Origin of the sequence: Pseudoalteromonas sp. OOF1S-7 (assembly GCF_022347765.1) — a bacterium.
Lineage (GTDB): Bacteria > Pseudomonadota > Gammaproteobacteria > Enterobacterales > Alteromonadaceae > Pseudoalteromonas.
On the sequence record NZ_JAKRFZ010000003.1, the window covers coordinates 198,207 to 223,279 of the forward strand.

5 protein-coding genes are annotated in these 25,073 nt (G+C 54.8%); 1 reads left to right on the forward strand and 4 read right to left on the reverse strand.

The annotated features are described in order from the left end of the window. Nucleotides 1-21: 21 nt before the first annotated feature. Nucleotides 22-693: an abortive infection system antitoxin AbiGi family protein gene (locus MHN33_RS05845; protein ID WP_239397078.1), complete on the forward strand. Its 672-nt coding sequence runs from the start codon at nucleotides 22-24 to the stop codon at nucleotides 691-693. A 90-nt stretch (nucleotides 694-783) separates the two neighbouring features. Here the strand turns inward: MHN33_RS05845 and MHN33_RS05850 are convergent, their stop codons facing one another. The 4 genes from MHN33_RS05850 to MHN33_RS05865 form a co-directional block, all read right to left on the reverse strand. Next, a complete protein-coding gene (locus MHN33_RS05850) occupies nucleotides 784-20,550 on the reverse strand; it encodes a non-ribosomal peptide synthetase (RefSeq protein WP_239397081.1) in 19,767 nt (6,588 codons plus the stop codon). Between the two features lie 108 nt (nucleotides 20,551-20,658). Beyond that, nucleotides 20,659-22,398: a carbamoyltransferase C-terminal domain-containing protein gene (locus MHN33_RS05855; protein ID WP_239397082.1), complete on the reverse strand. Its 1,740-nt coding sequence runs from the start codon at nucleotides 22,396-22,398 to the stop codon at nucleotides 20,659-20,661. Between the two features lie 66 nt (nucleotides 22,399-22,464). Continuing rightward, on the reverse strand, nucleotides 22,465-23,520 hold the full coding sequence (fabD, locus tag MHN33_RS05860; RefSeq protein ID WP_239397083.1) for an ACP S-malonyltransferase: 1,056 nt from the start codon (nucleotides 23,518-23,520) through the stop codon (nucleotides 22,465-22,467). Nucleotides 23,521-23,537: 17 nt separating this feature from the next. Further along, on the reverse strand, nucleotides 23,538-24,953 hold the full coding sequence (locus MHN33_RS05865) for a PfaD family polyunsaturated fatty acid/polyketide biosynthesis protein (RefSeq protein WP_239397084.1): 1,416 nt from the start codon (nucleotides 24,951-24,953) through the stop codon (nucleotides 23,538-23,540). Nucleotides 24,954-25,073: the final 120 nt, after the last annotated feature.

Here is a 25,073-nt window from a genome sequence, read left to right on the forward strand (position 1 = left end):
TTCACTAGGAATAGGGATAATTTGAAAAAGATATTGGAAAATGGTTTTTGGCCTAAATATTGTTTGGAAGAGTTGGACTGGTTTAAGAGTAGCAAAGGTAGTGTAGCATACCCGATGGTGTGTTTTTGCGATATACCTTTATCACGAATACAGGAGCATGTCGGAAAGTACGGGGAATATGGTATAGGGCTAACAAAAGAGTGGGCCAAAAGAAACAAGCTTAACCCAGTCATATACCTGCAAAAAGACAGCGAACTTGGATTTAGTTTTAATAAAGTTTATGGTCAGAGTTTAAAGGGGGCTGGTGAGCTTTCGATGAATAAATCGCTTCGTTTTAACCTGATGAAAATGCTATCTTATATTAAGCCAGTTCAAAGTGTAGATGGTTATGATTATTACCAAGAAAATGAGTGGCGATATGTCCCTGTGCATTCAAAGGTCGAACTCTGGGTCAATGAAGGGGAGTTCTCTGATCCGGAGGTCGAGGAGTCCTTGAATGAAGTAACCAAAGATGTTTGTATGTTAAAAATTGAGCCTAAGGATATAAAGTACATTTTTGTAAAAAATGACTCTGAAATAGATGACATGATAAGATTTATAGGTCGAATATACTCTAGATCCTATCAATCATCAGAAGTATCTACATTGATGTCTAGGCTTTTATCTGTAGAAAGGATTAGAGAGGACTTGTGATTTCATTTGTTTTTCTGGGTTAAAAACTCATTGTTGAATCTCTAACCCAGAAATTTAGATGTCTCTTGTATATTGGGGTTTCTCTTACTATCAGTCAGTTTTATTTTCCTGCCAGATCTCCCGATAGTGTCTGTCTTCCAGCCACTGGGTAAAGTAAGTATCAAACAAACGTTCCCAGTCACCCAGCATGATGTCATAGCGCTCTGTCAGTGCGATAAAGTTGTCCTTATCATACGGGTCCATCGGCATAAAGTAGGCTTCAAACAGGTATTCGTCGTAGCCAGGGCGTGATGACAATAAGCCCTGCATAATGACCTGATCTTTGCCTTCACGCTGCGCCGCGTAGGCTTCACAGGCACCGATAAACTCGGCTTTATCCGTGTGTGTAAAGTGCAAACCCCGCTCAGCGGCAAAGTCATAAAAGGTCGCAATGCTCAGAGGCGCTGGGTTGGCGACATGATAGACCTGATTGCGTTTTTGCGGGTCACTCATGCCTGCAACGATACACGTAGCCGCGCGGTCAACCGGAATAATATCCAGCATGTAGGGGCTCTCAGTCGGGCGCACCTCAATGCTGAGCATCATTTTCAGAATGCGGTGGAAGACATCATCCGTGTTGCCAATGCCGGTTTTAGATGACCCCGAGATTTCCGAAAAACGATAAACCGTGTAGGGCACACCAATGAGTGATGCCTGGCGAATGTTTTCTTCCTGCACCCATTTCGACTGACCATACCCGCTGCACAGCAAGGCCGCTTCGTCTGTTGGAATGAAGGATTCACGCGGGTTAACCGAGAAGTGGGAATCCTTGATCTGGGTGCTGGTGGTGGTGCTGGAGACAAAGTGGATCATCTTCAGCGTGTCCGTGCAGCATAGTGTTAGCAGGGCATTGGTACCAGCCACCGACTTTTTAAAGGCAAAGTAGGGCTGGATATGATTCACATACGAGGCTGTATGTACCACATGCTGGATGTCCCGGCACAGCAGTGCCCAGTGCTCATCGGATACGCCTAACCGGGATTGCTCCATATCTCCCGGGACAGGCACGATGCGTTCCAGATCCAGAGTCAGCGCATACTGTTTGGCATTATCGGCAATGCGAGTCAGTGCTTGCTCTGCACTGTCGGCGCGCACCAGGCAGTATATTTTTGCCTTGGTGGTGGCCAGCAGCTCTGCCAGCAGGTGACTGCCTAAAAAGCCGGTTGCTCCGGTGAGCAGCACATGACGGACGTCGCCCTCATAGGCATGCACTATCTCATCGGGCAGCGTCGGCAGGTTAATGCCCGCATCGACAATAAACTCAGGTAACGATGCATCGTCCTCATGCTGAACCTGGCCGTGGGCCTTGTCGATTTCGTCGATCAGTGCCTGAATGGTATTCATGTTCTTAAAGGCATCGGCCTGAATATCAATATTGAGCCGGGCTTTGAGCTGCTGGAAGGTTTTCAGCAATGAGATGGAGTCAAAGCCGTAATCATACAGATCGCAATTCAGATCCAGCTCATCGGGAGCTATTCCCAGCACCTGGCCAACAATGCTTACCACAGTGCCAGCAATATCCTGAGACGCGTCAGATAAATCTTCCGATACTTGCTCCAGACGTGTATGCGTCAGGCGCTTGCGCTGCAATAGTGCCGCTGTGTTGTGCATGATGCGTTCGGGCTCTGTGGTGCAGATGGCCGCCAGGGTACTGCGCTTGGTGCTGAGCAGCTTGGGTAGTTGTGCAAAGGCATCCGACATCTGGATCAGCTGATAGCCCTTTTTCTCGGCAAAGCTGTTTTCAATACTTTTCAGCGGATCATCTGAGTGCCAGTAACCCCAGTTAATTGCCAGGGTCTGACCATAACGCTGCCGCTTATCCACTTGCTGGTTTCGGGCCCGGGCAAAGGCATTCTGAAAGCCATTGGCGTATGAGTAAGACAGATGATTCAGGCTGCCAAACACGGCCATGGAAGAGAACAGCACGAAAAAGTCCAGCTCACAGCTGCTGAGCAGAGCGTCCAGCTGCTGCGTGCCTTGTACTTTGACCTGCATTGAGCGGGCAAAGTCGGCCCAGCTGTTTTCTTCTTCCGTATAGGTGGTGCCGAGGTGAAACACGCCGTTGAGCTCTAGTGACTTGTCGTTCAGTAGGGCACTGAGTAGTGCCAGCTGTTGGGCGTCGGCAATATCACACGCCAGGTAATGCACTGTGCCTTTACCTCTGAGCTGGGTCAGTTGTGGCTGCACGGCTTGCTCATCGCGCCTGCCCAGTAAGATGAGGGTCGCATCAAAGTCTTCCAGTAAGCGCTGGCTCAGTGCCATGCCCAGTTCACCCAGTGCCCCTGCGATCAGATAAGTACCGCCGTGACGTATTTCATACTCAGGCTGAGTTATGTCGTTTGCGCCCGGCAGTTGCGTTAGTTGCAGTGCAAAGCGCGTACCATCGCGGTATTGCACCTGATTTGGCTGATGCTCAGATGTGTTTAGTAAGGTACTGGTAAACTCCTGCAGCAATAATTCGCCCAGACAAGCAGCCTCATCGAGTTGCTCGACTAACGTCCAGCTGTGCTGCGGATTGCGCAGGTTGTAGCAACGCAGCAGGGCACTCAGGTCGTCCCGGGTTTCAATTTGCGAGTCGGTCTGAGTGGCATAAAACAGCTGCATCGCGTGAGTGTCGTGACGGGCGGTGAGCTGCATCAGCTCGAACAGGGGTTTTATCTGCTGCTGCGGCTCAATCAATGAACCACAGCCCAGCACAAAAATGGTATCCGGCAGATCTTCTGGATCCAGCGCTGAGTGGTCCAGTTGTTCAAAGCACAGTGAAGTCACCTTACAGCCACTTGCGTATAACGGCTTACTGAGGGTTTCAAATTCGGCCTGGGTGTCTGAGACCAGCAAAATATGCCTGTGTGCCAGTTGTGTACTCAGTGACGTTTGCCAGTCCTCCGGCAGAGTCAGTGCAGCCGGTTGAAATTGGTTGTCGAGCAGCAGCCAGGGACTTGTTTGTTCAGCCTCAACCGCGTTTTTGCTGATAAAAGACGTACCAGGCAGGTGCAGTTTTGGCAAAGACGTTGGGTAAAGCGGTTGCCAGCTCACGACTTTGCCAGATTGCCACAGACGCACTATGGCGGCATATTCCTGGGTTTGATGCAGTGTCAGCAACTGCTCTGCTGTTAGCTGCTCGCTGGTGTTATGGCTCACTTTTTGGGTTTGTTCTGGCATGGCTTCGCTCAGGGCGGTGCGCAGCGCGTCCAGTGAGGACACTACCCAGCCGAGTCTGTATGCCTGTGCCGTGCGGCCCAGCGCTAGGGTCGCGGCCAGCTGCGCTAGTATTTGCGGCGTGTCAGGTAAAGTAGCAACATGATTGGCAAGCTCAGTGACTTTTTGTGCCAGTGCTGCTTTGCTGGTGGCCGAGAGTACCACCATCGCCGGGGCGTCTGGTAAAGCTGAGTGTTGCTCAGTGATGTTCGGCTGATACTCTTCGAGCACCACATGGGCATTTACGCCACTGATCCCAAAGGCACTGACGGCTGCCCGCCGTGGTGTATCGCCATGCTCCCAGGGCTGCGCCTGGGTTTGTACCGTGAGCGGCGTATCCTCGAGCGCCAGATAGGGATTCAGTGCCTGCACATGGAGCGATGGCACCAGGGTCTGATGCTTAAGTTGCAAAACAACCTTGATAAGCCCGGCGATACCGGCGGCAATTTCGGTATGGCCTATGTTGCTTTTTACTGAGCCCAGCGCACAGTGTGCTGGCCACTGATGTGTATTAAAGGCAGTCTTGAGCGCATCCAGCTCAACCGGATCGCCAAGCGTGGTGCCGGTGCCATGGCACTCAATGTAACTGAGTGTGGCCGGGTTTATGTTGGCGTTGCGCCAGGCTTTATCTAGTAGCTGAGTTTGTGCCCGGGCATTGGGCACGGTAAAGCCCTGTGATTTTCCGCCATGGTTAACCGCCGATCCCAGCAAGGTGGCGTAAATGGCATCCTGATCGCGCTCGGCGCTGGAGCTTTTTTTCAGCATGATCATGCCAACGCCTTCACCGCGCACTATGCCATCGGCATCGGCAGCAAAGGTTTTGCATCGTCCATCCGGCGACAGCGCACCTATCTCCTGCATCGCCACAGAGGCGGTGGGAGTGTCTATGATATTGACGCCGCCAACAATGGCCTGCTCACATTCACCCATGCGGATCGCCGCCATGGCCTTATGTACGGCAACCAGCGATGACGAGCAGGTGGTATCTACCCCTTCGCTCGGGCCGTGCAGGTCGAGGAAGTAGCTCATGCGGTTCGGCGCGAATGCGGGGGAGGTGATCAGCCCTTCGTGATATCCGGACTGACAGCCAATAAACAACCCGGTGCTGGTGCCTGCCAGCGATTTGGGATCGTATCCGGCATTTTCAATACACTGCCAGACATGCATCATCAGCAGGCTTTCCTGCAACTGAATGCGCTCACTCTCTGCCGGGGCAATATTAAAAAATAACGGGTCAAACTCAGTGTCGCGTCGCAGGCGGCCCAGCCAGTTAATTTCGCCGGGCCAGCTGAGCTCGCTGTCTTGCGGCTGTGGCCAGCTGTGGCGGGTCACACAGTCTTTGCCTGTGCTCAGGTTGTGCCAGAATTCGTCGAGGTTACTCGCCTCGGGGAAGGCGGCACTGATCCCGACTATGGCAATCGCTTCATCATTTGAGGCATTCACCGGAGCTTGTTCTGCTACTGTAGCCGTTGAGCTTGTATGCGTCTCGTTAGTCGTGGCGATCAGCACATCGCCATACTCGGCGATAATATGGGCTCTGAGGCTGTTCAGGGTCGAGTGCATAAACAGCACGCTGGGTGACAGCTCAAGCTGATAGCGGCTGTTGAGCTGATTGATAAAGGTAATAAAGGCAATGGAATCCGCGCCAAACTCGCCCAGATCGATATCTCCATCCAGTGTATCCGGTTGCACGCCAAGTAAAGCCGCCACCATAGTGTTCAGCTGCTCGGTCAGGGCGGCATCCAGCGCGGCTTCACTGGTAAACTGGGCCGCTGGTGTAGCGGTATCACTGACTTGCTTCTGGTTTGTGTTGGCCGGGGCATATTGCACCAGCGTCTGAGGCTGTTGCAGTGCCCGGTAAAAAGCGTCTATGCCACTGTTGGTGGGCATGGCCGCATCCGTATGGGCAAACTGGGCATTGCGCTGCATACCGCCGTCTTGCCAGAAAGGCCAGTCGATACTGGCACTCAGGCCATGACGCTTACCGCTGATAACCTGAGCATGACGCTGATGCATATAGCTGTCGAGAAATGCATTGGCCATGGCATAGTCACCCTGAGAGGCGGCGCCGTGTACGCCACTGAGCCCGGCAAAACAGGCGAAGAAGCGCAGCGGCAGATCCGCTGTGGCCTCATCCAGCGTCACCACGCCCGTGACCTTGGGCGCCAGCACTTGCGCAAAGGAGGTCGGGGTTTTGTTGCACAGTAAAGTATCCTGCACTATGCCGGCCGCGTGGATCACACCGTTGAGTGTGCCAAATTCGCGTACTATGTCGCGCACCAGCAGCAAGGTATTCATTTTCTGAGCCACGTCCAGCTGACGATAAACCAGTTGTACCCCACCTTGTTTAAGGTTGCGCAGCTGCGTCTCTACCTGAACGTCATCAGCGGCTCGTCGACCTGTCACGACCACTGTAGTGGCAAACGGTAAAGCGGCCAGTTCGGCAATAAAGTGACGACCAATGCCACCAAGCCCGCCGGTGATCAGATACACGCCATCGGGTTGCCACGCACTGACCGGGTTCACATCGCTCACTGGCTGATAGTCCAGTACTGTGCGGCTCGTGCCCTGATAAGCAATGACCGAGTCGGGCGCATTGCGGTTATCTCTCAGCAGAGTGTGCAGCGTATCTGAGCTCAGCGTCGGGTCTACCAGCAACAGCTGTGTGCGCAGCATAGGGTGTTCAATGCTGGCGGTTTTCAGCAGGCCGTGCAGGCAACTGTTGAGGTTAGCCAGCGGCTCGGCCTGAGTGTTGCCTATCACCAACTGTAATAGAGTCGGCTGTCTGGTTTTCGCGAGCGACTGTATGATGTCGAGCAGCTGAGTCCCATAGTCACTGACCTGCTGCTCCGGTGCGTAGTGGCTTGAGCTAAGCACCTGGGTGATGGCACCGGCGACTTCCAACTCCGGCAGGTCGCACAGCACCACACAGTGTGACGCTGCACTGCCGGACGCAGCGGTATTACTGTTTGTAACCACAGGCTGGGTGCGCCACTTGGGTACACTCAGCGTGCACGTGACCAGCTCTTCTGATTGAGCTTGGCTCAGGCCGAGTGTGTACGGCTTCAGATCAAACGGGTAAGTTGGCAGGCTCAGTTTGCCTACTTGCTCTCCCTGATACAGGAAGTCCCAGTCTTCAAAGCCGCTGTCCAGCCAATGGCTCAAAATAGCCTGATAGTCGCCCTGTGCCAGCCAGCTGGCTGGTGTACCAGTGGAAACTGGCTTCAAAGATGTTTGTTCACTCCTTGCTAGGTAATGCGTCAACTGAGTTTTAAGCTCGTTTAGAGAAGACACCACAAAGCCTGCGCGATGCGCCATCACCTTGCGACCGGTTTGCAGGGTGTAGGCCAGGCTGACTCTCAGTGCATCATCGCACAGGGTACGCTCAAGCCAGCACAACAGCTCATTCACCTGACGTTGCAACACTGCTGGTGTGGCTGCCGACAGTACCACGATGGAAGGCTGGCTGCTCAGTGCATTCTGTGTTTGCGCAACCGGTGCTTCTTCCAAAATGGCGTGGGCATTGGTGCCGCCAATCCCAAATGAGCTGACTGCGGCCCGCCTTGGTAACAAAGGGGTTTCCCACAGGCGCGTACTGTCGACGACATAAAACGGCGAGTTAGCCAGGTCCAGGTGTGGATTCGGCTCGTTGTAGTGCAAGGTGCCGGGCAGCAGTTTGTGGTGCAGCGACAAGCTGGTTTTCACCAGTCCGGTAAGCCCAGCCAGGGTATCTGTATGACCCAGGTTCGATTTTACGGCACCCAGCCCACAATATTGTTTTGCTTCGCTATGCGGCTGATAAACCTGTTGCAGCGCAGCAAATTCAATGGGATCGCCCAGCGCGGTGCCGGTGCCATGGGCTTCGACATAACTGATACTCGCCGGTGAGACATCAGCGCTTTGTAGTGCCTGGGTGATCACCTGCATCTGGCCTTCCGTGCCCGGGGCAAAGAAACCGGCCTTGTTGTTGCCATCGTTGTTCACCTTCACCGCCTTAATCAGGCTGTAAATGTGATCGCTATCCTGGGTTGCCTCATCGGCCCGTTTGAGCACCACCACAGAGACGCCATTGCCGCCTATCATGCCATCGGCTTGGGCATCAAAGACTTTGCAGCGCGCATCGGGGGCAAAGTTGAGGCCTTTTTCTATTTTGTATCCTGTGCTGCGCTGCGGGAATAAACAGGCTGCGCCGACAATGGCATAGTCAATGTCACCGGCTTTGAGTGCCGAACAGGCCAGTGCCAGTGCGCTCAGGGATGAAGAGCAATTGGAGTGCACAAACAGACTCGGACCGGTCAGACCCAGATGATAGGAAATACTGGTTGCCAGCGTGCCGGGCTGATTCAGCGTCGATGCAACATAGTCCTCGGCATTAAGCACAAACTCCCCGTTGCTGAATTTTTCATACAGGTTAAGATCGGTCAGGTCGCCGCCTGAGGCGGAAATATACACGCCGGTATTGGGGATTTGGTCACAGCGATAACCGGCGTCTTCCACCGCTTTCCAGGCATGCAGTAACAGCTGGCGCTGTGCATAGCTCATGGTACGGGCTTGCTTTTCCGAGAGATTAAAAAAGCCGGGGTCGAATGCATCCTGGCCTTCAACCCAGGTATCGAGCCAGATCATAGACGCGTCTGACTCGGCTCTGTGGCTGTGGCGAACCAGATTTTTGCCTTCAATGAGGTTTTGCCAGAATGTCTGCGCGTCGGGGGAGTCCGGGTAATGACAGGACAAGCCAATCATGGCGATGGCCTGATTGGCGGTTGTCGGCTTTGCAGGGCGCACCGGCTCTGGCGTTTGTACAGGCGCTGCAATCGGGCTGGTGACTTTGGTCGATAAATAGTCGCACTGGGCGTTAATGGTACTGTACTGAAACACCTCCGCCAGCGGCAGGTCGATATTGAACCTGGCGCTCAGTTTGGTGGCCAGTACATTGGCCAGCAGGGAGTCGCCCCCAACCGTGAAAAAGGGCGCATCCGGCGCAACCTGACTCACGTCCAGCACATCACACCAGACGGCCGAAATCTCGGCCTGTATGTTTCGCTCTGGTGCGGCTGCGCTGAGGTTTGCTTCCAAAGTTGAGAGCCCGGCCTGCGCGGTGTGTGAGTTAAACGGCAACTGGCTGAGCAGCGCCTGTTTATCCACTTTGCCATTGTTGGTCAGCGGCAACGCGGGCACGGAGACAAAATACGCCGGCACCATGTATTCGGGCACAAGCTTTAACAACTCGGCACGGATCGCTTCATCGGATAGCGGCACCTGGGCGACCAGGTAAGCCACCAGTACGTCACCATGACGTTTGCTGGCAGCCAGCACGCAGGCATCCTGAATGGCCGGGTTGCTCAGCAGGGCATGCTGTACTTCGCCCAGCTCTATGCGGTGTCCGCGGATCTGAACCTGATCGTCGCAGCGGCCCAGATATTCATATTGACCCTGCGCATTAAGGCGCGCCAGATCGCCGGTACGATATAGGCGCTCCTCGCTTTGTCCGGCAAGCGGATTAGGGATAAAGCGCTCTGCGGTCAGTACCGCTCTTTGATGATAACCCCGGCTGACGCCGCAGCCTCCAACATACAACTCGCCGGACTGACCCGCCGCGACAGGACTTTGCTGTTCATCCAGTAAGTACAGGCGGTAGCCGGGCAGCGGCTTTCCTATGATGCTTTTGCCCGGGTTCTGTTCGACCAGCTCGCGGGTGATTAGCATCTCGGTGACATGCACGGTGGTTTCTGTGATGCCATACATGTTGACCAGCTTGGGTAGCGGCTGTGCTGCCTCAAACCAGGGCGTGAGTTTACTCAGCTCCAGCGCTTCACCGCCAAAGATCACAGTGCGCAGAGAGCGTGTCAGCGCTGGTTGCGCCAGCAAATGCGTCATCAGCGGATAAAACGCCGATGGCGTCTGATTTAAAATGCTTACCTGATTGTCGTGAATAAAGCGTGCGAACGCAGCACTGTCTTTTTTGCAGACATCATCCACAATCACCAGTTTGCCACCATGGGCCAGCGCGCCCCAGATCTCCCACACCGAGAAATCAAATGCAAACGAGTGGAACAGGCACCAGGTATCCTGGGCATTAAACCCAAACCCAGGCTGGGTGTTGTTCAGCAAAGCGGTAATGTTGCTATGCTCAACCAGCACGCCTTTAGGCTGACCCGTTGAGCCCGAGGTATAGATGATATAGGCCAGCGCTTGCGGCGCCAGCGCTATGCCCGGAGCTGTGACGGGCGCCATAGTGCTGCTTTGCAGGCAGTCACTAAGTCGGTACGCCCGGCTGTGCGCGACAGGCAGTGTTAGCTCGTCGCTCATCAGTACCAGCGCGGGATCGGCATCGGCCAGAATAAAGCGGGCTCTGCCCTCTGGTGAGCAGGGGTCCACAGGTACGTAGGCACTGCCGGTTTTCAGCACCGCCAGCATGGCAACTATCATGTCCACACCCGGGCGCAACAGCAAGGCAACCCGGCTGCCGGGCCGCGCGCCTTTGGCGATTAGGGTATGGGCCAGCTGGTTGGCCTGCTGCTCCAGTGCCTGATAACTCAGCGTGGCACCGGCAAACGAGACCGCCGTCTGGGTTGGGCGCTGCGCGACCTGTAAGGTGAAGCTGTCAACCAAAGTAGCGGGTTTTGCGCTCGGTGCCTGTGGCTGACCATCGGGTGGTAAGTCACCGCTAAGCAGCACATCTTCCAGTAGTTGCAGATAATTATCTGCCACGGTTTGCACGCTGTGACGTTCATAAGCGTTGGTCGCAAATTTAAAGGCCAGCTGGTAGCTGCCACCCAGCGGGGTGACCTCCAGGCTCAGATCCAGCTCGGCATCTTGCTGGAATTCCTGCCACAGTGCGTCCAGCAGTGCCTGATTGTCCTCTACCCAGTCGGCCTGAATAAAATTATGACAGGCATAGCCTATCTGAAACAGCGGGTGAACACCCGGTATACGCGGGGCATTGACGGCACTGAGCAGCTCAGACAAGGGCAGGGCACTGTGACTGATCACGGCGTCCAGCTGTGTCTGATTCGCCCGTGCCTGGCTGACAAAATCGGTGCTGTTATTGCGGGTCAGCGGCAGAGGTAATTGATTTACAAACAGACCCAGCGACCGCGCCATACTGGCTTTTGGTCGCTGCATCACAGGCGTACCCAGTATCAGCTCATTGCGGCCACACAGACGGCTCAGTAATGCCTGAAACACAGTTAAGAAAAACACCGAGGTGCTAAGCTTGTAGCGGGTTAAAAACTGCTCGAGTTGCTGCTGCGTGCTGGCTGGCAAGCTGAGTGTCACGCGCGCACTGTTTGGCTCGTTCGGGCAGATCTCCGTCGTGCGCTTACCCGGTAAGGTCAGCGGTGCGTACGCAGGATTCAGAGACTGCTGCCAGAATTGTTTCAGCGTGTCTGCGCTCGGACTGGCCAGCAGCTGTTGTTCCCAGTCAAGATAGTCGAAAAAGCCCTGATCAGGCTCTGCCGCTGGGATGCCTTCATGATAGGCCTGCCACAGCTGAGACAACAGTTGGGTGGCGGAGACCCCGTCAATGATCAGATGGTGCAGCACAATCACCACCACATGGCGCGACTGAGCGCCCGACGCCACTTGCCAGGCAGTTGCGCGCAGCAATGGACCTGATAGGTCAAAAGGCACCGCAATGGTCTGTTGAATTGCGTCAGTCAGGGCTGCCTTAGAGGTCGGTGCCAGAGACGTTTGTTCAATCCGGATTGTGTCCGGGTGGATCTGTTGCGTGGGTCGGCCATCCTTTTCGTGAATACGCAGGCGCAGCACCGGGTGGCGCTGACAAAGACTGTCCAGCGCTTGTTGCATACGGGCAACATCCAGGCTGGCAAGCTCGAATACCAGCGGGATATTGTAGCTGCTCAGCGTCGGGTTTTGCTTGTGCAGTAGCCACAGGCCTTGCTGGGCTTTTGACAGCGGCAGAGGACCTGTTAGCGTTTGCTGGCTGAGCGGCTCTGCGTGTGTTGCCTGCACCGTGGCGATATTGGGTTGCTGTTTAACAAGGTAAGCATGCAACTGGTTGAGGGTTTTCACCTCAAATAACAATGCTGGTGGCAGGGCGTCCAGGCCAAGCTGAGGGTCGGCCTCAAGCTGTTGTACCACGGACATCAGCATAATGGAATCAAAGCCCATGTCCCGGAAGTCAAGGTCGCTGTCGAGTTCTTCCACCGGCAGTTTACTGACTTGCGCCACCACGGTTTTAAGGTGATCCATTAAAGCGCTATCACTCAGCGCAGCCGTGTTATGTGCTGCGGATGTCTGGGCGTCAACCTTGGCTTGCGGGGTTATCCAGCGTGTGAGTTTATCCGGGTTACCGTATAAAAAGCACTGTTGTGTATGCGGCTTGGCAAACAGCTGATAAAAGGCCTTTAAACCAATGCCATCAGGCATAGCAGCAAGGCCCTGCGAGCGCAGTAAACTTTGCTTAATGGCGTCCATTTGCATGCCACCCTGTGCCCACAGCGGCCAGTTTACCGACAGGCTCAGGCCATGGCGCTGACCCTGCTCACCCCATTGCTGGCGCTTGAGCATATAGGCGTCCAGGAAAGCATTAGCGGTGGCATAATCGGCCTGACCCGGGTTACCAAAGCACGCGGCGATAGATGAAAAGCAGATAAAGAAGTCCAGCGGTACTGCTTTGCTGGCCTCATCCAGCGCCATCACCCCAGAGACCTTGGGCGCCAGTACGCGCCGGACTGCCTGCGGAGTTTTGCTCGCAATCAGTTGGTCGTCAATCACACCGGCGCTGTGCAAAATCCCGGTCAGGGCTCCGTGCTGCGCACCAATGCGGTTAAGTAGCTCAGCACACTGGGTTTGAGTGCTGATATCGGTTTGGTAATAGTGAATTCGGCTTGTATCTCCCATGTCGCTGAGCGACTCTGGTGCGGTGCGACGACCTGTGATAATCACCTGAGCATGGCGGGTATGAGTGAGTATCTCTTTGGCGAAGCTCTGGCCCAGCTGGCCAAGGCCGCCGGTGATCAGATACAGGCCATTTTCTTTCCATGGCATCAAAGCGGGCGCGTCGCTGTGTTGTGGCGTCAGCGTTTGTATCTCGCACTGACCCTGAGTAAAACGCAGCACCTTGTGCTGGGTATACTGGCTTGCCTGAACAAGGTGCGCCGCAGATTGTGCAGGTGTATCGCTTTGTATTAGCTGGACACTCAGCAGGTGATGTTCCAATGCGGCGGTTTTCAGCACCCCAGCCAGCGCCATTAGCAGAGGTTCACTCGCAGGCACAAGCAGCTGGATAAGCACAGGCTCGGTGGTGCTGGCAAGCTGTTTGATATGTGCAATCAGGGCGATGGTCAGCGCCTCAATACGCTGTGCTGTGTCACCCGATGTATCTTGCAGCACAATGGCATCTGGCATGTCGTTGTGTGGCGCCAGCGCGATGACCTGGCGTTTGCCAGACCAGCTTGCCTGTGAAGTCACATCCAGTGGTTGCCACTGCGGGATGAGGTGCAACAGCGAGTCTTCTGCGATGGCAGTCGGGGCTGGTTGCGGATTCATCTGGGTGAGTTTGGGTGCCCCGCTAAGCCAGTACGGTGTGCTGGCAAACGGATAGGTCGGTAAGCGCAGTAAGTTTGGCTTAGCTGAGTAAAATGCAGACCAGTCGAGTTCGGCGCCGACTACCCATAAAGCGAGCAGCTTGCTGAGCTCACCGGCTTGCGTCCAGCGGTTAAAATCGTCTTTGTCCAGCGCTGCCAGAATGGCTTTGCCTTGTTTACTGTTGCCCTGTTTATAGGTGCCGGCTTGTTGGTTAGCAAAGTCACTCAGCTGGGTGTGTACCTGGGCCAGCGTTTCGGCAACAAAGGCCATACGACAGTCCATGGCTTCGCGCGCACTTTGCAGTGTATACGCCAGGGCTTCCAGTGCGCTGTCATCCAGTTGCGCCTGAGCGAGCCAGTCCGCCAGTTTGCGGGCTTTGTCGCGCAGCACCTCGGGTGATTTGGCTGACAGTGCGATGATCACCGGCTGTGAGTTTGCGTTTTGCACCGTGGTTTGTTTCGGTTGATATTCTTCGAGGATCAGGTGTGCATTGGTGCCACTGAAACCAAATGAACTGACACCGGCGCGGCGCGGATAGCCATCCGGCACGCTCCAGGGTTGCGTTTCCTGCGCGACATAAAACGGCGTATCCTGCCAGTCGATATGACTGTTACCCTGCTGATAATGTAGCGAAGCCGGAATGGTTTTGTGCTGCATGGCGAGGATGGTTTTGATCACACCGGCGACGCCTGCGGCGGTCAGGCAGTGGCCGATATTGGTTTTGACCGATCCCAGTGCACAGAACTGGCTGCGCTGGGTCGCTGCACGAAATGCCCGGGTCAGGGCCTGAAATTCAATGGGGTCACCCAGCTTGGTCCCGGTGCCATGGGCTTCAATCAGGCTCAGAGAGTCCGGGGCAATATCAAATTGTTCATAAATGCGGTTATGTAACTGTTGCTGAGAAACTGAGCTGGGCGCGGTGATCCCGCTGGTGGTGCCGTCCTGATTGGTGGCTGAGGCTAAAATAACCCCCAGAATATGGTCGCCATCACGCTCGGCATCACTCAGGCGTTTTAATACCACCACACCGACGCCTTCACCTGGCACAAAGCCATTGGCTCTGTCGTCAAAGGTATAGCAGGTGCCATCGGCACTGAGCATGCCGGCCTTACCGGCATGTTGTGAAAACTGCGGGGTGCATAAGGTGGCAACGCCCCCTGCCAGTGCCGCGTCTATTTCGCCGTTTTTCAGCGCCTGGCAGGCACTGTGCATGGCCACCAGTGACGACGAGCAGGCCGTGTCTATGGCCAGCGCCGGCCCCTTGAGGTTCAGATAATAAGAAACCCGTGCCGGGATCACCGAGCCCGCATTGCCCCAGAACAACTGCGCCGGAGCATCCTGGGATGCCAGCGAGGCATAATCGCCCTGCGCGCAGCCCAGATAAACGCCGGTATTGCTGCCGGCAGCGCGAGTGATCATGTTAGCGTCTTCCAGCGCCCGGTAGGCTTCTTGCAAAAACAGTCGTTGCTGCGGGTCCATCACCTCCGCTTCTTGCGGTGTGATGGAGAAAAACGGTGCGTCAAAGCTGGCAATGTCATCCAGCAGGCTGGCATAACGACACCAGTTTTGTGCTTCGGATGATAAGTCGCTTAAATCCCAGCGCTGCTGGGCACGCACCGAGGTACGCTTGTTGCTCAGCATCTCCCAGAATTCGTCGACACTGCTGGCATCACCAAACTGACCACTCATGCCCACGATGGCAATTTTGTCTGTGTTGTTATGGCTGGTTTTGTGAGCCGGTTTTACTTCATCTGTAGCGGGTTGAACCGACTTTGGCGCAGCCTGTTGTGTAGTCGCCATGGCAGGCTGCGTTTTGTGCATGAGAGCCATTGCCTTATCGCGGTGCTCAGCCACTATGTGCGCGCTCAGCGTCGCGATGGACGGAAAGTCGAACAACAAGGTTGGCGGCAGACTCAGGGTAAAGCGAGTGTTGATCTCATCGAGGATCTGAATGGCCAGGATCGAATCCACGCCGTAATCGGCAAACGAGTCATCCGGGTCTAATTCATCCGCCGTCATGCTCAGCGCCTGGCTGGCGATCCCCGCGAGGGTTTGGACGACGAAGTCGCTCAGGGTTGCGCTGTCTGTTGCTGGCTGGGAGTCGGTCTGTGTCTGTTCGAGTTGTTGCATTGCTGTATCGTGGTTTGAAATTTGTGTGGTCTGTTGAGCCGGTTTTGCGCGTTGTTGCACCAAACGGCCATTACTTTGCGCGTACAGCACTTGCTGCGGCGATTGAGCGTCTGTGGCAGAGGCTGCAAGAGTAAAGCCATTGCTGCTTAGTAACTGCTGCCAGCGCGGCTGCGACAACAAAGGTGAGCCTGGCAAGCGCAGCGTGGTGTCTTTGCTCAGCCACCAGCCTTCGAGCAGGCCAAAGGTCAGCTGAGTAAACAGCGACGGCTGAGTCACTTCGTTGATCAACAGCAGGCCTCCGCGCTTCAGACAGGCCTTGGCGTTGTTCAGCGTGGTTAGCATGTCGGCGGTGGCGTGCAGCACATTGGTGGCAATCACCACGTCATAGCTGGCTAAGTCAATATGCTGCTCCGAAAGTGGCTTGCTGACGTCAAAATAGGCGGTCTGCACAAAGGGGTAGTCTGATTGAAATTGTGCTTTGGCATGACTGAAAAAGGCCTGTGATAAGTCGGTGTAAGCGTATTCAGTGACATTAAAATCACGCAGTGCGGGCAGTACAGTGCGCGTGGTGCCACCGGTGCCTGCGCCAATCTCCAGGATCCTAATGGGCTGCTCACCTAAACTTGCCAGATAGTGGGTAAGCTGAGTAACCAGCGCCTGATTGGCGTGCATGGCCACCGGGTTATCCCGGTATACCGATTCAACCAGCGCCAGTGAGCCGCCGGGAAACAGCACATCAGTGGCTTTACGCTGGCCGGATAAAATTTCGGGCAGTGCCGCCAGTGCTGCGTTGAGTAAGGCATAGTCATCCTGAACCAGTACAGTTTGCACTGTTGGTGGCTCGGGCAGAGTCAGTACGTCGTCTTGCAGTAATCCCGCCTCGCTCAGGTAGCGGGCGGTTTCCTGCCACCATAATTCAAAGTAATCCGGCAAGGCTGATAGCGCCTTGGTGCGCTCAGCCGGATGCTGCCAGCCTGCACTGATAAGTGCCTGACACAACGCATAAAAGATCTCGGTGTCAGCAGGTTGGGTATCGAGTGCCAGCGCAGGAGCAGCTTGTTCAGACTGAAATACGTTATAACTGGACTCTGAAGAATAACTGCTACGTACCAGCGCCGCCTGTGCCCGCTCTGGTGTCATTTTCACCACGCCCACCTGCGTTAGCGATGAAGACATGAACTTTGCCAGTGCCGCCATGCCTGCTTGCGCGTCGACAGAGCCAATCCCGGCCTGGCGCATTTTACGCTGATAATACGGGTCGCTGACCCGGCCAACGTCGCCCCAGTAACCCCAGTTAACCACCTTGATGGGTAGTTCAGTACTGGCCGAACGGGCCAGACCATCCAGATACTGACAGCCCGCAGCATAGTTACTCTGGCCAGGGGCAGGTGAGAAAGACTGCATTGAAGAGAACAGCAGGACGAAGTCGAGCGACTGGTCTTTACACACGCTCAGTAAGGTTTCGCCACTGACTTGTTTGGCTTGGTAAGCTCTCAGGAACTGGGCGTCGTCCATGTTGGCCAGGCTCTGATCTTCCAGATGCAACACAGAATGCACCACGCCATGGAGTTGCCCATAGTCTTGCTCAATGGTGTGCATCACGGCACGCATGGCTGCTTCATCACAGGCATCGGCCTGAATATACTGCGGTGCAGGGCCCAATTCACTCAATCGGCCGATGGCCTGCTCTATGTCCTCGTTCAGTACGCGACGACCAACCCAGACAACCTGCGCCTGATGCTGGCGGATCATCCATTCACTCCAGACCTGACCCAGACCCCCTGCGCCGCCTAGTACCAGATAGACGCCATTCTTGCGATAGGCTGACTCTCCTGAATCCAGGTAGGTGTGCTCGCAGGCGCTGAAGGTATGCCAAATGTCGTCGCGGTGTGCATAAAAGCCCGCAGGCAAGTGAGTCGCCTGTTGCCAGTGGCTTGTGTCTTCTTTGCATTCAGCACTTAAATCGACAATGCGCACATGCCAGCGTGGGTATTCCTGGGCCACGCTTTGTAGCAATCCAATCAGCCCGGCGCCGTGCGCCTTAACTGTTTCGTCATGCACTTGCTGCGTCTGGAAGGTAAGCAAAGTGATGGCCAGCGGCTCTGTGCCATTACCTTGTTCTAGTAAGGTTTTTAGATGAGTAAACAGCTTAAGTGGATCTGCGTACTCGTCCTTGGCGACCCACAACAGGTGATCAGCAGGCTCCGCCGAGTCTGAGCACCAGGCTGGTTTGAGCGACGCGGGCCCCTGATAATCAAAGCGGGATTGAGTCGTTTCAGCAGGTGGCAGTGCTGTCAGATGCTGCCAGCCAGGGAGTACCGTAAACAGCTGAGTCGCATCGGCATCGTGCGCCATTGAGCGGGTCGAAAAGCCTTGCAAGCGCGCATACACCGCACCTTGTTCATCGCAGATATCTACATCGAACTTCTGGCTGCTGGCATCAGTATGGGTGGTTTGGGTCGCACAGGCTGTCAGTGTTTTACCCGATGGCAGCGGCGTGAGTAATTCAGCCTGTTCCAGTGCAAAGGGCAATCCCGGGCGGGGATCTTGTGTAAAACCCAGCAGGGTATGGAGGGCGCTGTCGAGTAGCTCTGGGGCAAAGGCAAAGTCGGGGGCAATAACCGGGTTGAGTTCGCCTTGTGCCTGTTGGTCTGCTACAGATAATGAGGTAATGCGCTGAAAAGCCGGGCCATAGTCAACGCCTGCGGCGCTAAATTGCTGATATAACTTAGAAGCTGCGACTGTGCGGGCGTCAGGTAGTGCTTCGATGGCTCGCGTTGTGACACTGTGATCTGTGACCTCGGCCTGACCACCGACATACACCTGGCGCGCATCGTGTGCTTCACGGTATAACTCAAATGTTACTCGATCACCGGTTTGTTTTAGCGACAAATAAATCGGGCCGCTTTGCGCGTCGACGGTCACAGGTTTGCGCCAGTTCACCTGACTCAGGCGCAGCGACTGGTTATCCGTCAGCTGGCCTGACAGAGTCATGGCGGCATGGACCATTTCAAGCGTACAGACGCCGGGCAGCATTGCCTGGCCATGCACCTGATGGTCACGTAAAAAGTACTCATTGCCTGTAAAGTCACTGGCAAAGATCAGCTCTCCCAGCGCTGGTATACTGCGATGCAACAGCGGGTGCAGATGTGAGGGCTGCGCTTCGTTTTCTGTATCGAGCCAGTAAGGTTTATGTTCAAACGGATAGGCCGGCAGACTAATACGTTGCGGGCAGAGCTCACCATAGTTGGCCTGCCAGTCGATGACATCGCCTTGCACCCAGCCGGTTATGCGCGCAGCGAGTGTATCGTGGGTGACCTCGCTCTGCTCTGCAGTAGCGGCAACTTTACTATAGTGCCAGTCGCCAGCCTCACTTGAGACAAACTTGCTCAGTTGTGCTTTGACAGAAGCCAGTGAGTCTGCTGCAAATCCCATCCGGTGTTTCATTGGCTCCCGGCCCTCCGTGAGCGTATAACTTAAATCCAGCAGCTCAACCGGGTTATCCGATTCAAGGTAGGCAAGCAAGTCTGCGGCGCGCTGCGTGAGCGCGGTCCGGGTTCTGGCCGACAGCAGTATAGGCAGGGCGGAGTCTAACGCTGGGCGCTGTGGGTTGAGGCGTTGTGGTGATTCTAAGATCACATGGGCGTTCACCCCGGCAAAACCAAAGGAGGATATGCCGGCAAGGCGCTGCTCGCCCGCCCAGGGCATACACTCGGTGGCTAACTTAAATGGCGATTTCTCCAGAGAGATTTTCGGATTCAGCGTCGCAAAGTTTTGCAGCGGCGGCACCTGTTCATGCTCAAAGGCCAGCAAGGTTTTGATCACCCCGGCAATACCGGCGGCTGACTCTAAATGGCCGATATTGGTTTTCACGGTACTGAGATAGCAAGGCGCATCGGGCGTTTGCTGTTTACTGGCGCGAAAGGCGCGTTTCAGACCCTGGATCTCCAGTGGATCCCCCAGCACGGTGCCGGTGCCATGTAATTCGACAAAGCCAATCTGATCAGAGCCTACCTGCGCATGGTCGATGGCTTGCTGGATCACCCGCGACTGTGAAAACGGGCTCGGTGAGGTCAGGGTATTGGTTTTGCCCGAGTGCCCCACCGCGCTGCCTTTGATGATGCCATAAATGGTGGCATTCAGCGCTTTGGCGGTCTCTACCGGCAGCAATAACACCATGCCGACACCTTCGCCACGGACATAACCATCGGCCTCGGCATCCAGGGTTTTGCAGCGCCCCTGAGGTGACAGCACGCCCAGCTTACTAAAGCTGACATAGCGGTTTTTGGTGATCAGCAGGTTAACACCACCAACCAGCGCGGCACAGATCTCGCCTGAGCGAAAGTCATTTATGGCCTTGTGAATGGCCACTAAAGACGAAGAGCAGGCGGTATCGACGGTTTCACTCGGTCCCTGAAAATTAAAATAGTGTGAGATGCGGTTAGCAAACACCCCAGTCGACATGCCGGTCAGAAAGTGCGGGTCGATATTGCCGGTCGAAAACTCCTGATAGTCGGTATTGCTGCACCCCAGATACACACCGGTGGCAGTATTTTTAAACTGCGATGGCGTGAGCCCCGCATCTTCAAAACAGGCCCAGGCCAGCTCCATACTCAGGCGCTGCTGGGGGTCCATACTCTGCGCTTCTTTGGGGGAGATAGCAAAAAAGCCGGCATCAAACCCGGCGATATCACCAATAAAGCCGCCCCATTTGCTGATGGACTTTTGCGCCTGCTTATCAGGCTTTGGGTCGTAGTATTTTTTCCAGTCCCAGCGCTCAGCAGGCACTTCGCTGATACTGCTGATTTTTTGACTGAGGTTGTGCCAAAACTGATGTTTGTTATCGGCGCCCGGAAAACGCAGAGACAGGCCGACGATGGCAATATCCGGTGTCTTGTCTGGCAAAGAGGGAGTCTGCGGGTTGTGTTTGCTTGTCATGATCTGTCTCGATAAACGTCTAGTCGGGCTGCGCGGACGCTGTTGTCGATGCGTCGCGCGGGTCTTTCTCAATCGGGCAGCCACATCAATACAGTGACTGCCACAGGGTTACTTCTCGTAAATGGTGTTGTTGATCACCAGCACATCAATGCCAGACATCAAAAACACTGCCAGCATGTCCTCAACCGAGTGGACAATGGGCTTACCCATAATGTTAAAGCTGGTGTTCAGCAGCACCGGCACACCGGTGATTTCACGGAAGCTGTCGATCAATTTGTAGTAGGGCGCGTTCCACTCTTTCTTCACGCTTTGCAGACGCCCGGTGTTGTCGACATGCACCACGCCCGGGACCTTGTCGCGCACCGCTTCTTTAAACACCAAAGTACGCTCCATATAAGGAGATTCCTGATAATCCTCAAAATACTCGTCGCCATATTCATGCAGAATTGATGGCGCAAAGGGGCGGAATTCTTCGCGGAACTTAACCCGGGCATTGACGGTGTCTTTAATGTCCACCAGACACGGGTTGGCGAGGATTGAACGGTTGCCCAAAGAGCGAGGACCGAACTCGGCACGGCCCTGTGCCCAGCCGATAATTTTACCTTCTGCCAGAAACTCAGCGGTTTTCTTATACACGTCTTCGCCGTAATCGGTGGCCTTAAGGTGGCTGTAACGGTGCAGTTTATCCAGTGATTTTTGCTTCACCTCAGAGCCGGTATAGGGGCTCTGAATTTGCGTAGCAGGCTGCCAGTTTGGGTTATCCTGCTGGTAGCACAGCAAGGCGGCACCAATGGCATTGCCATCATCTGCCGGGGCCGAGGGCACAAAAATGTTTTCAAATTTGGATTTCGCCAGCGCGGTACCCATAAAGGAAGAGTTCAGTGCGCAGCCGCCGGAAATCGCGAGGTTTTTCGACGGAGCATGCTCATAGATGGCATCGATCAGATCCATAAAGATTTCACTGAATACCAGTTGTCCGGTGTAGGCAAAATCTTTGTAGGCTTCGATGGATTCGCCGGGCTCGCGTGCCATGGCTTTGATCTCTTTCATGATGGCATTGAGGTTTTTCGGTACCACGAAGTTGCCATTTTTCACCTGCAAAGACGCGCGCAGCAGGTCGTAGATTTTCTGATCTTTTTTACCATAAGGTGCCAGGCCCATGACTTTCCATTCTTCGCCCTTAAGCGGATCAAAGCCCAGGTTTTCACAAATAATGGTGTAAAACAGGCCCAGACTTTTGAATGAACGTTTTACTTTGATAGGCGCCGGGGTGATCTTGCCATCTTTATAGGTGAAGTAGTCGATACTGCTTTTCTCGCCCATCCCGTCTACCACCAGGCAGGACGCTTCGCTGAATGGGCTGTTAAAACAGGCATTGGCGGCATGCGTAAGGTGGTGGTCAAAATAGCGTACTTCAGTGGGCTTTTTATTGCGGTAGTTACCCACGATAAAGTTACGGCATGAGGCTTCAAAAAAGCGCGACAGGGTGCGCCCTGCAGCGGCCTGTGACGCTCTGGCAAAGTAGAACTGATCTTTGATGTCGCGGGTGTTCACGTCGATATTAAACGAGAAGGTTTCGAGAATGCTCAGTACCACGTTTTCGAGAATGTTGGTGCTCTTTTCCCGGCCTTTACTCCAGGTTTTGGCTATCACCAGTTCAGTACAGTCGCTGCAATAGGTCTTCAGGACTTCCTCGATGTAATAGGGGTTATCCGGCAGGCAGTACAGGCCCCGTTTGTAGCCCAGAAAACGCTCGGCGTCTTCGGCAAAAATCACGTCACCCTGCTGATTGACAATCGCAATGGCAGGATCATGAAAGGAGGTGGCAAGGCCAATATAGTATTTCATCGTTTCAGTCCAAAAGTTGGGTCATTATTCTGTGTCCGGCCTGGGCCGGGGCATATTCTTTCTCTGTTACAGCGCTGTGGCTTCGTCTAATGCGATATAGCCCTGCGCGCCTTCCACATACACCGCGGGTCGGTGGCCAAACAGCAGCATGGCCGGGGTACGGGTGCGCATTGGCTCGCTAATATGGGCGACTTTGATTGTTGTGCCGACGCCATGCGTTTGATTCCACTGCTCAACCTGCTGTGCCAGCGTTTGGGTATCGCGTTGTGCGTACTCAGCTGCGTATTGTTTGATCTCCGCCACTAATTTAGTGAGGACCTTCTTCGGGCCCAGCTCGATAAATGTCATGTCACCCTGCGCCAGCAGGTAGGTAATTGTTTCAGTCCAGCGCACTGAGTGGGTCAACTGCGCGACCAGCTGTGACTGGATAGTGTTGCGCTGATGGGGCAGAGCGCTGACGTTGGCAATCACAGGGACTGTGGTGGCTTTGAATTCAACCTCTGCCACGCAGCGTGCAAAATCTGCCTGTACATCGGCCATATAGCGGGAATGGAACGCGCCGCTGGTGTTAAGCCGGATAAACCGCCCACCGGCCTGCTCTATGGCATGCTGAGCGCGACCGATGTCGTCGCTCAGGCCTGAGATCACGCTTTGCTGAGGGCTGTTGAGATTGGCCATGTCCAGCGTATCCAGCTGGTACTCTGTCAGACAGGCTCTTATCGCAGCTTCGTCTAATGTCAATACCGCGGCCATTGCACCACCGTTTACCTGGCTCATCAGGGCGCCACGCTGCTGCACCAGTCGCAGGCCATCTGCAAAAGACAGTGCACCGGCGGCAAACAGCGCCGTGTATTCGCCCAGACTGTGCCCGGCCATAAAGTCCGCAGGTGCCGGGTCGCGCTGCTGGTGTGCCAAAAATGCCAGCACACTGACCACATACAGGGCAGGCTGGGTATATTCAGTCTGGTTCAGCTGGTTACGCGGGTCGTCCAGACACAGGGTTTTAATGCAGTAACCCAGCATGTCACTGGCTGTCTGGGTTTGCTCGGGAAACAAGTCAAACCAGGCCTTGCCCATGCCAACGTATTGCGCGCCCTGTCCGGGAAATAAATAGCTTTTCATTGTTGCCTCGCCTGTGGTTAATCGACGTGTGCTGGCGCCAGCCAGTGACGGGTTCGGGTTGTCAGCACGGCGGCGGTCTCTGTCATCAGCAGCTGAGCAATGCTGGCCACGTGGCGCTGTTGCCACGGTTCAATATCAGTGCCTTTCACCCATTGATTAAACGCCCCCAGCGCCGGTCCGGTATGGACCTGAAAATTGACCCGCTCCTGAGTTGCTCCGGCAAACGCCAGCTTCATTGAATGGGCAAAGTACCAGCGAAACACGCGGGCCATCTTGTACTTAGGGTCCCGCTCTGCACGCATGACTTCCTCATTGCGCCCTTGCTGGTGTAAGTACTGACGGGTCTCCTGCCAGATCTCAGCAAAGGTCTTTTTAAATACTTTGTCTTCCAGCTGGGCACGCTGCGTCGCGGGGATGGCATCCAGTGACGGGTAGTGCTGATAAAGCTGGTAGAGTTTTTGCGCCCGGGCAGGAAAAAACACGCCTTTTTTCAGCACCTGTACTTTGGCACCCAGTTCAAACATGTCTCCGGCTGGGGCATAGTCGGTGTCCTGCACATTGATGTCCTGCAACAGGGTTTTCACCGCCGCTGAGGTATCGGCTTCGACCGTACACTGATTAATTGAGCCGGTCAGGATAAAGTCTGCGCCCATCATAAACGCGGCCGCCGCAGAGGCAGGCGTGCCAATGCCCCCGGCCAGACCGACGCGGGGCGCGTTGTTGAATTGATACTGCGCACTGAGGGTGTCGCGCAGCAGTTGCATGGCAGGCAGTAGCACCGCCGGCATACCCTGATCGGTATGACCGCCGGAGTCGGCCTCCACACACAGGTCGTCACACATGGCAATCTGCTTACTCAACTCGGCCTGCTCTAAAGTGACTTGTTTATCTGCCAGTAGTTGGGCAACGATATTATCCGGGGCCGGACTTAAAAACGCACTGGCAACTTCCGGGCGTGACACTTTGGCCATCAGCTTGTTGGTCGACACCACCTGGCCCTGCTCATCTCGCGCTAAACCACGCAGGCGATACAGTACCAGTGCCGGGGTAATACGAATAAAGGCCGCGGCTTCCAGGCAACGCACCTGGCGTTTCAGACACAGTTCAACCAGCGCCATTTCCTGCTCTGGTTGGGTCAGATTGCAGACCAGGTTGAGGCCAAAGTTTTGCTTCTCTGTGAGCGTGCTTTGTATTTCATTCAGAGCCTGGTCAACGACATCGACAGACAAGCCGCCTGAGCCAAAAAAGCTCAGTAAGCCGGCCTGTGCCATGGCGATGACCAGCTTTGTCGAGGCAATGCCCCGGTACATGCCGCCGCTGGCATAGGCATACTTAACGCCATAGTCGCGCCGAAACGATGCGGCGCCCAGCTGTTGCGCTGAAATGGCTGGAAACTGGTTTGGGCTGGTGTCGCCTGAAAGAGTATGAATCAAGAATCAATGCCCGAGTATGATAATTACACTGAACAGTAATACATAATTATGAAAACATAATGGAGAAGCAGGAAGTTGGCGGAGTCTAAATTATCGTCACAGGAATAGGGTATTTATCAT

What these genes read in the sequence shown, in the direction of transcription:
- MHN33_RS05850 (WP_239397081.1), bottom strand. Translation starts at nt 20,550, where the DNA reads ATGACAAGCAAACACAACCCGCAGACTCCCTCTTTGCCAGACAAGACA.
- fabD (WP_239397083.1), bottom strand. Translation starts at nt 23,520, where the DNA reads ATGAAAAGCTATTTATTTCCCGGACAGGGCGCGCAATACGTTGGCATG.
- MHN33_RS05855 (WP_239397082.1), bottom strand. Translation starts at nt 22,398, where the DNA reads ATGAAATACTATATTGGCCTTGCCACCTCCTTTCATGATCCTGCCATT.